Origin of the sequence: Streptomyces sp. NPDC091371, from assembly GCF_040684275.1 — a bacterium.
Classification (GTDB): domain Bacteria; phylum Actinomycetota; class Actinomycetes; order Streptomycetales; family Streptomycetaceae; genus Streptomyces.
Window position 1 is genome coordinate 181,570 of the sequence record NZ_JBFBFP010000003.1, and the last position, 12,810, is coordinate 194,379.

General features: G+C 72.9%; 12 protein-coding genes and 1 pseudogene. 6 read left to right on the forward strand and 7 right to left on the reverse strand.

From position 1 onward, the window contains the following. Window positions 1–204: 204 nt before the first annotated feature. Both AB0O21_RS06065 and AB0O21_RS06070 read left to right on the forward strand, forming a co-directional pair. Window positions 205–585, forward strand: a complete 381-nt coding sequence (locus AB0O21_RS06065) for a tyrosinase cofactor (RefSeq protein ID WP_365166763.1) — start codon at window positions 205–207, stop codon at window positions 583–585. After that, window positions 582–1,427, forward strand: a complete 846-nt coding sequence (locus AB0O21_RS06070; protein WP_365166765.1) for a tyrosinase family protein — start codon at window positions 582–584, stop codon at window positions 1,425–1,427. Before AB0O21_RS06065 ends, AB0O21_RS06070 begins: the two co-directional genes overlap by 4 nt. Here the strand turns inward: AB0O21_RS06070 and AB0O21_RS06075 are convergent. Next, window positions 1,385–2,086 (reverse strand): response regulator, encoded by a 702-nt coding sequence (locus AB0O21_RS06075; protein ID WP_365166766.1) that lies wholly within the window; start codon window positions 2,084–2,086, stop codon window positions 1,385–1,387. The two genes, AB0O21_RS06070 and AB0O21_RS06075, sit on opposite strands and share 43 nt — an antisense overlap. Then, complete coding sequence (locus tag AB0O21_RS06080; RefSeq protein ID WP_365166768.1) at window positions 2,083–3,678, reverse strand: sensor histidine kinase; 1,596 nt, start codon at window positions 3,676–3,678, stop codon at window positions 2,083–2,085. Before AB0O21_RS06080 ends, AB0O21_RS06075 begins: the two co-directional genes overlap by 4 nt. 105 nt (window positions 3,679–3,783) lie before the next feature. Here AB0O21_RS06080 and AB0O21_RS06085 point away from each other — a divergent pair, with 105 nt between their 5' ends. Both AB0O21_RS06085 and AB0O21_RS06090 read left to right on the forward strand, forming a co-directional pair. Beyond that, window positions 3,784–5,151, forward strand: coding sequence for a cation:dicarboxylase symporter family transporter (locus AB0O21_RS06085; RefSeq protein ID WP_365166770.1), 1,368 nt, complete (start codon window positions 3,784–3,786; stop codon window positions 5,149–5,151). A gap of 276 nt (window positions 5,152–5,427) precedes the next feature. Further along, a complete protein-coding gene (locus AB0O21_RS06090) occupies window positions 5,428–7,191 on the forward strand; it encodes a S8 family serine peptidase (RefSeq protein ID WP_365166772.1) in 1,764 nt (587 codons plus the stop codon). Window positions 7,192–7,249: 58 nt separating this feature from the next. Here AB0O21_RS06090 and AB0O21_RS06095 read toward each other — a convergent pair whose 3' ends face one another. Together AB0O21_RS06095 and AB0O21_RS06100 are read right to left on the reverse strand one after the other, a co-directional pair. Next, window positions 7,250–7,966, reverse strand: coding sequence for a (2Fe-2S)-binding protein (locus tag AB0O21_RS06095; protein ID WP_365166774.1), 717 nt, complete (start codon window positions 7,964–7,966; stop codon window positions 7,250–7,252). Beyond that, window positions 7,938–8,543, reverse strand: a complete 606-nt coding sequence (locus AB0O21_RS06100; protein ID WP_365166776.1) for a hypothetical protein — start codon at window positions 8,541–8,543, stop codon at window positions 7,938–7,940. Before AB0O21_RS06100 ends, AB0O21_RS06095 begins: the two co-directional genes overlap by 29 nt. On the opposite strand from AB0O21_RS06100, the pseudogene AB0O21_RS06105 reads away from it, so the two are divergent. Beyond that, window positions 8,524–8,595, forward strand: a pseudogene (locus tag AB0O21_RS06105) (hypothetical protein); the annotation flags it as partial. The gene AB0O21_RS06100 and the pseudogene AB0O21_RS06105 sit on opposite strands and share 20 nt — an antisense overlap. Before the next feature lie 148 nt (window positions 8,596–8,743). Here the strand turns inward: AB0O21_RS06105 and AB0O21_RS06110 are convergent. Both AB0O21_RS06110 and AB0O21_RS06115 read right to left on the reverse strand, forming a co-directional pair. Continuing rightward, window positions 8,744–9,982, reverse strand: coding sequence for an MFS transporter (locus AB0O21_RS06110; protein ID WP_365166779.1), 1,239 nt, complete (start codon window positions 9,980–9,982; stop codon window positions 8,744–8,746). A gap of 77 nt (window positions 9,983–10,059) precedes the next feature. Then, window positions 10,060–10,860, reverse strand: coding sequence for an alpha/beta fold hydrolase (locus AB0O21_RS06115; protein ID WP_365166782.1), 801 nt, complete (start codon window positions 10,858–10,860; stop codon window positions 10,060–10,062). 140 nt (window positions 10,861–11,000) lie between these two features. On the opposite strand from AB0O21_RS06115, the gene AB0O21_RS06120 reads away from it, so the two are divergent. Beyond that, window positions 11,001–11,687: a GNAT family protein gene (locus AB0O21_RS06120; protein WP_365166784.1), complete on the forward strand. Its 687-nt coding sequence runs from the start codon at window positions 11,001–11,003 to the stop codon at window positions 11,685–11,687. A 44-nt stretch (window positions 11,688–11,731) separates the two neighbouring features. Here AB0O21_RS06120 and AB0O21_RS06125 read toward each other — a convergent pair whose 3' ends face one another. Then, window positions 11,732–12,760, reverse strand: a complete 1,029-nt coding sequence (locus tag AB0O21_RS06125; protein ID WP_365166786.1) for a TolB-like translocation protein — start codon at window positions 12,758–12,760, stop codon at window positions 11,732–11,734. Window positions 12,761–12,810: the final 50 nt, after the last annotated feature.

Genomic DNA, 12,810 nt, shown 5'->3' on the forward strand with positions numbered 1-12,810 from the left:
ACCCGGCGGTGTGATCCCCTCCATAGCCCTCCGGTACGACCGTAAGATTTTCGGTCGAGTAGGGTTCTGTCCATAGGTCTTCCCGTTCGGGCCGCTGGAGCCGGTCCGGACGGGAAGATCACCCAACTTGTTCTACCGACAACTTATCCGCAGATGTCCGGATATCGGCCTGCCCTCTCCGGCGCCCTGATACCTCTTCGGGCCATGAACAAGATCACCCGCCGACAGGCCTTAGCGGGCACCGCTGCCGGCGCGCTCACCGCGTTCGGCATCGCGGCCACCACCGCGAACGCCGCCCAGGCCACCGCCCCGACACCCTCGGGCACGGCCACCGACGAGGTCTACCAGGGCCGCCGGATACAGATCACCCAGGGCGGAGGGGGCCACCACGGCGGCCACCACTCCGCCGGACTGCCCACCGTCCGGATAGACGGCCGCGAGCTGCACGTGATGCGCAACGCCGACGGCAGCTGGATCAGCGTGGTCAACCACTACGAGACCTACGCCGACCCGCTCTCCCTCGCCCGCGCCGCGGTCCGCGAGCTCCAGGGCGCCGCGCTCGTCCCGTTCGGCGGTGCGGCATGACCGTCCGCAAGAACCAGGCGTCCCTCACCCCCGAGGAGAAGCGCGCCTTCACGGCCGCCCTGCTGGAGCTCAAGCGCACCGGCACGTACGACCGGTTCGTCACCACCCACAACGGCTTCATCATGGCGGACACCGACGCCGGCGACCGGGTCGGCCACCGCTCCCCCTCGTTCCTGCCCTGGCACCGGCGTTTCCTGCTGGAGTTCGAGGCGGCACTGCAGAAAGTGGACGCGAGCGTCTCCCTCCCCTACTGGGACTGGACCGCGGACCGCACCGCCCGCTCCTCGCTCTGGGCGGCCGACTTCCTCGGCGGCACCGGACGGGCCCGCGACGGGCAGGTGCTCGACGGACCCTTCGCCCACGCGGCCGGGAAGTGGACCGTGAACGTACGGGTCGACGGGCGCGCGTACCTGCGCCGGGCCCTCGGCACGGGGGTCGCCGAGCTGCCGACCAGGGCGGAGGTGGACGCCGTACTGGCCATGCCCGTGTACGACGCGGCCCCCTGGAACAGCTCCTCCGGCGGCTTCCGCAACCACCTGGAGGGCTGGCGGGGCGCCAACCTGCACAACCGGGTGCACGTATGGGTCGGCGGGCAGATGGCGACCGGCGTGTCCCCGAACGACCCCGTCTTCTGGATGCACCACGCCTTCGTGGACAAGCTGTGGGCCGACTGGCAGGCCCGCCACCCCCAGTCCACGTACCTGCCGACGGTGGGCACCGCGAACGTGGTGGACCTGAACGATCGCATGAGGCCGTGGAACGACGTCACCCCGGCGGACCTGCTGGACCACCGGAAGTTCTACACCTTCGACACCGAGCCCGCCGCCGCCAGCCAGCGGTAGTGCAGTTCGGGGCGGCCCACCTGGCCGTACCGGGGGGTGCGGTCCGCGCGGCCGGTGTCCACCAGGTGCTCCAGGTAGCGGCGGGCCGTGATCCGGGAGATCCCGGCCGCCTCGGCCGCCCCCGCCGCGGTCAGCCCCTCGGTCGCCGCCCTCAGCAGGGCGGCGACCTTGTCGAGGGTCGGCGCGCTCAGCCCCTTGGGGAGCTCGGCCGGGCGGGGTGCGCGCAGGGCGGCCATCGCCCGGTCCACGTCGTCCTGGCCGGCCGCCTCGCCCGCCGTCTGGCGGAACTCGGCGTAGCGCAGGAGCCGTTCGCGCAGGGTCGGGAAGGCGAAGGGCTTCAGCACGTACTGGACCACGCCGAGGGAGACGCTCTCGCGGACCACGGCCAGGTCCCGCGCGGAGGTCACCACGATCACGTCGACGGGATGCCCGGCGGCCCGCAGCCCGCGCGCGAAGCGCAGCCCGTGGCCGTCGGGCAGGGTGAGGTCGAGCAGCAGCAGGTCGACCCGGGTCCGCTCCAGGGTCCGGGTGGCCTCGGCGAGCGAGTGCGCCACCCCGACGGCGGTGAACCCGGGCACCCGCCCGACGTACAGCGCGTGCGCGTCGGCGGCCACGGGGTCGTCCTCGACGACCAGCACCCGCACCTCGCCCGCGCTCACCGGACACCGCCCAGGACGGGCAGCCGTACGGTGAACTCCGCGCCCCCGGCCGGTCCTTGGGCCGCCGTCACACTGCCGCCGTAACGCTGCACCACCTGGCGGACCAGGGCCAGGCCGAGGCCCCTCCCCTCACCCTTGCCGGACCAGCCCCGGCGGAACACGTCCACGCCCTGCGGCAGCCCGGGCCCGTTGTCGGCGACCCGCAGCAGCAGCTCGTCCCCGTCGGGCCGCAGCGTCACCGCGATCCGCGCGCCCGGGACGGCGGTGACGGCGTCGGCCGCGTTGTCTATGAGGTTGCCCAGCACGGTGACCAGGTCGCGGGCCGGCGGCAGATCGCCCCCGTCGGCGAGGCTCCGGCTGTCGGGCGTGACGACCAGCTCCACGCCGCGCTCGTGCGCCTGGGCGGCCTTGCCCAGCAGGAGGGCGACCAGCACCGGCTCGCCCACCGCGGTGATCACCTGGTCGGTGAGCGCCTGGGCGAGCTCCAGTTCGGCGGTGGCGAACTCCACCGCCTCGTCGGCGCGGCCGAGTTCGATGAGGGAGACCACGGTGTGCAGCCGGTTGGCCGCCTCGTGGGCCTGCGAGCGCAGCGCCTGGGTGAATCCCCGCTCGTGGTCCAACTCGCCGGTCAGTGCCTGGAGTTCGGTGTGGTCGCGCAGGGTGACCACGGTGCCCCGGCGGCCGCCGCCCGCGACCGGCGAGCTGTTGACGACCAGCACCCGGTCGGCGGTCAGGTGCACTTCGTCGACCCGGGGCCGGTCCGCGAGCAGGGCCCCGGTGAGCGGGGCGGGCAGCCCGAGGTCGGCGGCGCCGGATCCGGTGATCTCGCCGCGCAGGCCGAGGAGTTCGCGGCCCGCGTCGTTGATGAGGGTGATCCTGCGCTGGCCGTCGAGCAGCAGCAGCCCCTCGCGGACCCCGTGCAGGGCCGCCTGGTGGTAGTCGTACATCCGGCTGAGCTCGGCGGCGTTCATGCCGTGCGTGTGACGGCGCAGCCGGGCGTTGACCACGTAGGTGCCGAGGCCCCCGAGGGCGAGCGCGCCGCCCGCGACCCAGGCGAGCGCGGAGAGCTGTGCGGCGAGCCGGTCGCTGATCGCGCGGACGGTGATCCCGGAGCTGACGAGGCCGACGATCCGGCCGCCGTCGGTGAGCGGGGTGACCACCCGGATGGAGGGGCCGAGGGTGCCGGTGTAGGTCTCGCTGAAGGTCTCGCCGCGCAGCGCCGGAGCGGTGTTGCCCATGAAGGTCTCGCCGATGCGCCGCGGGTCGGGGTGGGTCCAGCGCCGTCCGTCGGGGGCCATGATCGTCACGAAGTCCACGCCGGAGTCGGCGCGGACCTTCTCCGCGTAGGGCTGGAGCGCGGCCGACGGGTCGGTTCCGCGCGCGGATCCCCGTACGGCCTCGCGCACCGACGGCGAGTCCGCGACCGCGTGGGCCACGGCCCCGGCCTGGCGCCGCGCGGCGTCCTCGGCCTGGCCGCGTGCGGTGGCGTACGCGAAGACGGCGCACCCGGCGACGACCACGGCGACCAGCAGCACCTGCATGGCGAAGAGCTGGCCGGCGAGGCTGCGCGGCGGCCGGGGGAAGCGGAACATGGCGCTCAGTGTGCACCGGGTCGTGAACTCAATGAACGCAAGGGTGACCGGGGTCACAGCGCTGGGCGATGGTCTCCCGGAACGACTTCACCACCAGGAGGCATCGTGGCCGCCAGGCGCGACAGAACGCACTATCTCTACATCGCGGTGATCGCCGCGGTGCTGCTCGGCATCGCCGTCGGCTTCGCCGCGCCCGGCGTGGCCGTGGAGCTCAAGCCGCTGGGCACCGGCTTCGTCAACCTCATCAAGATGATGATCTCGCCGGTGATCTTCTGCACGATCGTGCTGGGCATCGGCTCGGTCCGCAAGGCCGCCAAGGTGGGGGCGGTGGGCGGGCTCGCCCTCGGCTATTTCATGGTCATGTCCACGGTCGCGCTGGCGATCGGGCTGCTGGTCGGCAACCTGCTGGAGCCGGGGAGCGGGCTGCACCTGACCGAGGCCGCGGCGAAGGCCGGCGAGGCGCAGGCCAAGGCGGGCGGGGCGCAGAGCACGCCGGAGTTCCTGCTCGGGATCATCCCGACCACGCTGGTGTCCGCCTTCACCGGGGGCCAGGTGCTCCAGACGCTGCTGGTGGCGCTGCTCTGCGGGTTCGCGCTGCAGGCCATGGGCGCGGCGGGCGAGCCGGTGCTGCGCGGGATCGGGCACGTGCAGAAGCTGGTGTTCCGGGTGCTCGCGATGATCATGTGGGCGGCTCCGGTGGGCGCGTTCGGCGCGATCGCGGCGGTGGTCGGGGCGACGGGCATCGACGCGCTGAAGTCGCTGGCCGTCATCATGGTCGGTTTCTACGCCACGTGCCTGCTGTTCGTGTTCCTGGTGCTGGGCACGCTGCTGCGGCTGTGCACGGGGGTGAACGTCTTCACCCTGTTCCGCTACCTGGGCCGCGAGTTCCTGCTGATCCTGTCGACCTCCTCCTCGGAGTCGGCGCTGCCGCGGCTGATCGCGAAGATGGAGCACCTGGGCGTCTCCCGCCCGGTCACCGGGATCACGGTGCCGACCGGGTACTCGTTCAACCTGGACGGGACCGCGATCTACCTGACGATGTCCTCGCTGTTCATCGCCGAGGCCATGGGCAAGCCGCTCGCGCTGGGCGAGCAGATCTCGCTGCTGCTGTTCATGATCATCGCCTCGAAGGGGGCGGCCGGGGTCACCGGCGCGGGTCTGGCCACCCTGGCCGGCGGACTCCAGTCGCACCGGCCGGAACTCGTCGACGGCGTCGGCCTGATCGTGGGCATCGACCGGTTCATGAGCGAGGCGCGGGCGCTGACCAACTTCGCGGGCAATGCCATCGCGACGGTGCTCATCGGGACGTGGACGAAGGAGTTCGACCACGCACGGGCCGCGGAAGTCCTCGCCGGGCGGCTGCCGTTCGACGAGAACACGCTGGTCGACGACGCGCCGGCGGAACCGGGCGAGCCCGCGGCGGCCTCCGTGCCGCAGCCGTCGGGCGCCCCCAAGGACGGCGTTCCGGCCTAGCCGTTGCGCCCGTACGGGCCGGCCGGGCAGGGTTCGCCCCCACGGTACCCAGTCCGGCCGGCCCGCCGCATTCTCCGCACTTGTCACCCATAGTCGGTATTCGGCCACCGATAAACGAACCTCCAGGCTGCAAAAGGTACTTCCGCAACAGGCTGTGTGCATGACATCTTGCGTCCACCACTTGTTTCGTACGACCCGGCACGTGCCACGCGCACCACCGGGTCCTCGGAGGACGCATTGATACCCCACATATCCAGCCGACCTCGACGTACCCTCGTGCTGGCCGCCACCATCGGCGCCGCACTCGCTTTCGGGGCCCCCGCCGCGCTCGCCGGCACCGCCCCCGTCTCTCCCAACGGCTCCGTCTCCGCCCCGGCGGCGGCGCCCCGGGCCGCGGCCCCGACTTCCCAGAGTGCGACCTGGGTTGCCGGCACCCGCGCCTACTTCGTGATCACCGCTCCCGGTGACACCACCGCGGTGCGCAACGCCGTCGCCGCCAACGGCGGCACGGTGTTCCAGTCCTACGACGCCATCGGCGTGATCCTCGCCCACTCCGCCTCCGGCTCCTTCGCCACGACGATGCGCGGCGTGAGCGGGGTCCAGCAGGTCGGCGCCACCCGCACCTCGGACGTGCCGGCCGACGCCTACAACCCGGCGCTGCCGGCCAACCCGTCACAGGCCACGACGCCCGCGGGCGAGCCGAACCGCGTGGACATGACCCAGATCAAGGCCGACCAGGCCTGGGCCGTCACCACCGGCTCCGCCTCCGTCAAGGTCGGCATCCTGGACACCGGTGTGGACGACCAGCACCAGGACCTGGCCCCGAACTTCAACGCGGCCGACTCGGTCTCCTGCGCCTACGGCAAGCCCGACACCCGTGCGGGTGCCTGGCGGGACGTGGGCACCCACGGCACCCACGTGGCCGGTACGGTCGCCGCCGCCAAGAACGGCAAGGGCGTCATCGGCGTGGCCCCGGGCGTGAAGATCTCCTCGGTGCGCATCGCCGAGCCGAACTCGTCGCTCTTCTTCGCCGAGAACACCGTCTGCGGGTTCATGTGGGCCGGTGACCACGGCTTCCAGGTCACCAACAACAGCTACTACACGGACCCGTGGCAGTTCAACTGCCCGGACAACGCCGACCAGGCCGCGATCATCGAGGGCGTCAAGCGCGCCCAGGAGTACGCGGAGGGCAAGGGTTCGCTCCAGGTCGCGGCGGCGGGCAACGAGAACTACGACCTCGCCAACAAGACGACCGACACGGCGAGCCCGAACGACTCGACCCCGGTCACCCGCACGATCACCAACGCGTGCCTGGACATCCCGACCGAGCTCCCGGGCGTGGTCACGGTCGCGGCGAACGGCACCGGCACCACCAAGGCCTCGTTCTCCAACTTCGGCCTGGGCAAGATCGACGTCGCCGCTCCGGGCAGCAACGTCTACTCCACCGCGCCGGGCGGCACCTACGCCACCATGAGCGGTACCTCGATGGCCAGCCCGCACGTGGCGGGTGTGGCCGCGCTCATCGCCAGCACCAACCCGGGCATCACGCCGGCCCAGATCCGCGACAAGCTGGCCACCCAGGCCAACGACGTAGCCTGCCCGTCGGACAGCCGCTGCAAGGGCACCACGGCCAACAACGGGTTCTTCGGCGAGGGCCAGGTCGACGCCCTCAAGGCGGTCGGGACCACCCCGCCGCCCGGCAAGTACTTCGAGAACCCCGGTGACTTCGCCATCGCCGACAACGCCACCGTGGAGAGCCCGATCACCGTCAGCGGTGTGACCGGCAACGCCCCGGCCACCCTCAAGGTGGGCGTGAACATCGCGCACACCTACATCGGCGACCTCAAGGTCGACCTGGTCGCCCCGGACGGCACCGTCTACACGGTGCACAACCGGACCGGCGGCAGCGCCGACAACATCAACCAGGTCTACACCGTCAACGCCTCCGCCGAGGTGGCCAACGGCACCTGGAAGCTGCGCGTGAACGACAACGCCAGCGCCGACACCGGCAAGATCGACTCCTGGAACCTCACCTTCTAGTTCCAGCGGTGTCGCGGGGCCATCGGGAGGCAGTGCGCCTGCTCCCCGATGGCCCCACTCATTTCCGCCCGGTCCGCAGCACGCAGTCCCCGCACAGCCCGCCACCGGGCACCTTGTAGTAGAGGCAGCAGCTGCGCCGTACGAAGGCCACGCCCAGCCCCTCCTCGTGGATGAAGGTGCCCGTACCGCCCAGGGCCCCGCCGTCGGCCAGCAGGTCCCCCGCCAGCGCGACGGCCGCGCCGCCCGGCACCCGGTCGAGCAGCACCCGCAGCGCCCCGACCAGTCCCGAAGCGGCGTTGCCCCGCAGGATCTTCTGCGAGACCCCGAACCCGTCCCGCAGGCCCGCGTCGAGCACGGCCAGGTTCCCGAGGACGCTCTCCCCGAGCGCCCCGGCGGGCAGTTCCCCGGGCTCGGGCAGCCACAGCTCCAGCGAACCGGCCCCCGGCAGCCGCCACCAGAGCCGGTCGGGCGCCAGGTCCGGCACCCTCCCGGCCAGCGCGGCGCAGCCCAGCCCGAGGGACCACAGCCGCGAGGCGATCCCGAGCTGCGCGGTCGAGGCGGCCACCCGCCCGGGCCCGCTGCCGATCCGCCGGCCCACCTCGGCGACGTACGGCCCGAGCCGCTCCCCGTACAGCTCGGTCAGCGGCCGGAAACCGGGCCCGGGCGGCTCCTTCCCACAGGGCACGGTGAAGAAGGGCCCGACGGAGGCCAGTTGCCGCAGTACGCCGTCCAGTCCGCCCGCCACGTCACGCCCCGGTCCCGTCACGAAGTCCATGCCCGGATGATCTCAGGTGGCGGCTGCCTCTCGGATCACGGTCGGGGTGTGGGCGGCCACGTCGAACCACCGTCTCCAGGACCACGCGGACGGCGTCGGCCACCCGCGGCAGCCGCACGGTGAACAGGTTCTCCTCGACGTCCACGTCCGCCGTGGTGATCAGCAGGGTCAGGTGGCCTGCTCGCGCGAGTGAGCGGGCCGGCTCGATCTCGCGGCCGTCGCCGTACACGAGGTGAAGGGTGCCGCCCGCCGACTCCATCTCCCCGTGCAGGCAATTGCGGGTGGCCGAGGCGGCGGCGGTCATCCTGACCACCTCGCGCAGCAGCAGCGCGCCCTCCTCCGCCGACGCGCGGGAGGCGCCCGCCGCCACCCCGTCGGAGGCGATGCACCGGGCTCCGCGCTCGCGCAGACCCGCGACGACCTCGGCGGCCTGCCGGTGGACCGCGGTGGTCTGCTCGGCGGGAAGCCGCCGGTCATGAACTGGCCGGCCGAGGGGTCGCCGGCCAGGCCTCGACGTGCCCGCCGGCACCCCGCTGCTGCGCCTGGAGCGGATCCGGCTGCTCAACGAGGTACGCATCGCCCTCGACCGCACCCTGGTGCTCTGCGAGCTCGCCCCGGATCCGACCCGGACCGACTTCCGCGAGGCCTCCCTCTTCGAGGAACTCCGCCGCTGGGGCGTCCAGCCGGCTGCGCACGACCCTCCGTACAGACTGACACGCGGTGGCCCGGCATCCGGGCCTGCCATCGGTCACCCGGGTGCACGCCGAACGGTCCGGATCAGCCCGCCGTCGCGGCCGCCACCGCACCGGCACGCCCCCGGACCGCCCCGGCCCACCGCACCGCCGGGCCCATCGCGTACGAGGCGGCCGTCAGTACGGCCCCCAGCAGCAGCCACCCCGGGATCCCCCACACCAGGAGCAGGGAGGTCAGCACCAGCGGTCCCAGGGTGCGGGCCACCGGGACCCCGGTGCCGAAGAAGCCCTGGTACTGGCCGATCCGGTCGGCGGGGGCCAGCGCGAAGCCGATCTGCCAGGACCCGGCGGACTGCCGCATCTCGGCGTCGACCTGGAGCACCGCGCCGGCCACGAGCAGCGCCGCGGCCGCCCAGCCCGCCCCGGGGACCGCCGAGAGGGCGAACGCCGCGCACGAGGCGGCCATCACCGGCCCGGACACCCGGACCGCGCGCAGGGCGCCGTCCAGGCCGGTCACGGACCGGGCCGTGCGCACCTGGAACAGCATCACGGCGACGGTGTTGAGCACGAACAGCGCCGACACCAGCCAGCCGGGGGCGTGCGTGCGCTGCACGATCCACAGCGGCACGGCGAGGCTGAGCAGCGGCATCCGCAGCAGCAGGATCGCGTTCAGCAGCGTGACCAGGGCGTACGGACGGTCGCGGAGCACCGCCAGCCTGGGCTCCCCGGCCGCCCGCCCGGGAACGGGGGCCACGGCGGGCAGCGCGAGCAGGACGGCGGCGCAGGCCAGGAAGCCCACCGCGTCCAGCACGAAGACCGCGAGGTAGGCCCGCTCGGTGTCCGCGCCCAGCGCCAGCCCGCCGAGCGCCGCCCCCAGGGCGAGGCCCCCGTTGAGCATGGCCTGGAGGTGGGCCAGCACCCCCGTCCGCCGCTCCGGCGGGACCAGTCCCGCGAGCAGCGCCTGCCGGGCGGCCGCGAGACCGCACTGGGCGGTGGCGTAGACGACGGCGGCCGGCAGGAAGGCCCAGAAGGACCGCACGAAGAGGAACGAGAGCACCGAGGCCGCGGTGGCCGCCGCCAGCACCGCCGATGTGCCGCGCGGGCCGCGCCGGTCGGCGAGCGCCCCCAGGGGCACCCCGGCGACGGAGCCGACCGCCCAGGCGACGGTCAGCCCGAGGCCGATCTGCGCGGGCGAGAGGCCGACCACCCGGGTGAAGTAGAGCGCCGAACACACGTAGTAGGCGCCGTCTCCGACGGAGTTGCTCAACTGGGCCGCGGCCAGTCGGCGCGGCGCCCCGGGCGGGGGCAGGATCCGTAGCGTCACCCCCTGATTGCACCAGCCCGGTGGCCCGCCGGGCAGTGCCAATCAGGGCGCATGGCATTGGGCCACTTGCCGCCCCGTCACAGCCCCGCGAGGAACTCCAGCAGCGCTTTGTTGAAGGCCTCCGGCTGCTCCACGCCGGGCAGGTGGCCCGCACCGTCGATGACGGCGAGCACCGAGTTCGGCATCAGGGCGTGCAGGGCCTCGGCCTCGGCGACCGGGGTGTAGACGTCGTCCGCGCCCACCAGCACCAGGCAGGGCTCGGCGGCCCCGGCGAGCACGGGCCGGTAGTCGGGGCGCTCGGCCCGCCCGCGCAGGGCGGCGGCCGCGCCCTCGGGATCGGTCGCGCACATCATGGCGCTCACCCGGGCGGCCGCCTCGGGCATGCCGGTGACGTTGTAAGGCGCCAGCATCTTGTCGATGACCTCATCGGCGTACGGCTCCATGCCCTCGACGAGGAGCCGCTCGGCGAGCTCCCGGCGGAACTTCTTGCCGTCCTCGGTCTCCGGCGCCGGCGAGGTGTCGGAGAGCACGAGGGCCCGTACCACACCCGGGTGGCGCAGCCGCAGCTCCATCGCGATCTGCCCGCCCATGGACACACCGCCGACGACCGCGCGTTCGATACCCAGCCGGGCGAGGAGGGCGGCGAGATCGTCCGCGAGGTCGGCAAGCAGCGCCTTCCCCGGGACCACCGGGCTTTCCCCGTATCCCCGCAGGTCAGGGGTAATCACGCGGTAACCGGCGGTCGTCAGGGCGGCCGTCTGGGGGGCCCACATCGTGCGGTTGAAGGGATGTCCGTGGATCAGGATTACGACCGCTCCGTGGCGGGGACCCAAGTCGTCGAAAAAGACGTTCACGCCATTGCCAAATTGGGGGTTCATGAGAGGACTTTAAGGGGCTACATTGAGCCACTCGCGTTCACCTGACAGCCCGTTGCCTTTCACCCGTGTTTTGCACGGGGGGCGACGTCAGACACGCAGACTGTGCAACCACCCCACCGCCCAGAAGGACCGAAGGCTCCGTGCCCGTACCCGTACTCCTCGCCGGCCGCACCGTGCGGCTTGAGCCCCTCGCCCCCCACCACACTGAGGCCCTGGCCGTGGCCGGGGCCGAGGATCGTACGACTTACGCCTTCACTCCCGTACCCCACGGCGTGCAGGCGTCCCACGAGTACATCGAACGTGCCCTCGCCGATCAGGCCTCGGGTCGCTCGGTCCCGTTCGCGGTGGTCAGAGCCACCGATGGGCGGGTCGTCGGGTCGACCCGGTTCCTGGAACTCGACTACTGGCAGGGGCCCCTGGTGTGGCCCGCCGTGCCGGGCGTCCCGTTCGGCGATCCGGCGACGGCGATCCCCGATGCCGCCGAGATCGGCAATACCTGGCTGTCCCCGGGCGCCCAGGGCACCGGCATCAACACCGAGGCGAAGCTGCTCATGCTCCGCCATGCCTTCGAGACCTGGGGCGTGCGGCGCATCTCGCTGCGCGCGGACGCCCGCAACGGCCGCTCCCGGGCCGCCATGGAACGCCTGGGCTTCACCTGCGAGGGGGTCCGCCGGGCCCATTCGCGGGGCCTCGACGGGGCGGTCCGCAGTACGGCCTTCTACTCGATCCTCGACGAGGAGTGGCCGGCCGTGCGGTCGATCATCGAGCTGCGGCTGTCGGGCGGCGCCCCGCGCAAGCGGCGCCGCAAGACGCTCGTCCCGGCCTAGCGCGGGCGTAACGGTCCTGCGGCCCTCCCTCCGCCTTCCCACGGTCAGCCGAGGAAGGCGGGGGCGAGGGCCGATGCCATCAGCCGGGCCGGGGCGCCGCTCCCGTCGGCCGGCACCGCGTACAGGTCGGCTCCGAAGTCCCCGGGCAGGGAGTAGACGACGGTCCGGTCGTCCCGCCACACCACCTGGTCGTCCACGCTGCGCTCCTCGGCGAGCGGGGTCTCCGTGCCGGAGGTCAGGTCCAGGGCGTGGAGCCGCCACGGGGCCTCGGCCGGCAGGCCCTCCACCCGCTTCTTGAACACCAGGCGCTTCCCGTCGGGCGACAGCGACGGGCACTCCACGTTCTCGCGCAGGACGGTCACCGAGCGTGCGGCCAGGTTCCCGCGGACCAGGTGCGTGCGGCCGCCGGTGGCCATGGTCGCGTAGAAGGTCCGCTCGTCGGCGACGAACGTGACCCCCCAGAAGTTCACGTCGGCGTTCCGGAACTCCTTGCCGTCCTTGAGGATCGTGAAGTCCTCCAGTGAGGCGTCGAGCCTGCCCGTGCCCAGATCGAGCACCGAGGTCCGCGTCGAGAAGTTCGTGCCTGCGTACGAGTCCCCGCCGACGAAGACGGTCCACGCGACACGCAGCCCGCCGGGCGAGACACGGGCCCGGGTGGGGATGCCGGCCAGCCGATGCGCGGACACCTCCCTCAGGCGGGCGTCGAGGACGACGGCCCGGTAGCCGTCCTGGACCCCGCCCTTCACGGCCTGGAGGCAGATCCCGGTGCCCCCCGCCGAGTGGAACCGCAGGCAGCTCACCCCGGAGGCGGTACGGGCTCCCTCGGGTGCAGCGGCGGGAACGGAGGCGAGTTCGTCGCGGTTCGGTCCCCAGGCCATGTTGCGGAAGACGATCCGCGGGCCGTCCTCGCCCGGGGTCAGGGAGAGCCCGCCCCTGGCGATCTCGGGGCCGCCGGCCTGGGTGCGGCCTCGCTGCTCGGCCCGGTCGGCGGCCCGCAGGAAGGACAGCCCGGCCACCCCTGCCAGCACGCACACGACCGCGACCAGGATCAGGATCCGGCGGCGAAGCGACAACGGCGGCATCGGGGGCATGGGGGCCTTTCGGGCTCCGGCGGCACGGGGTG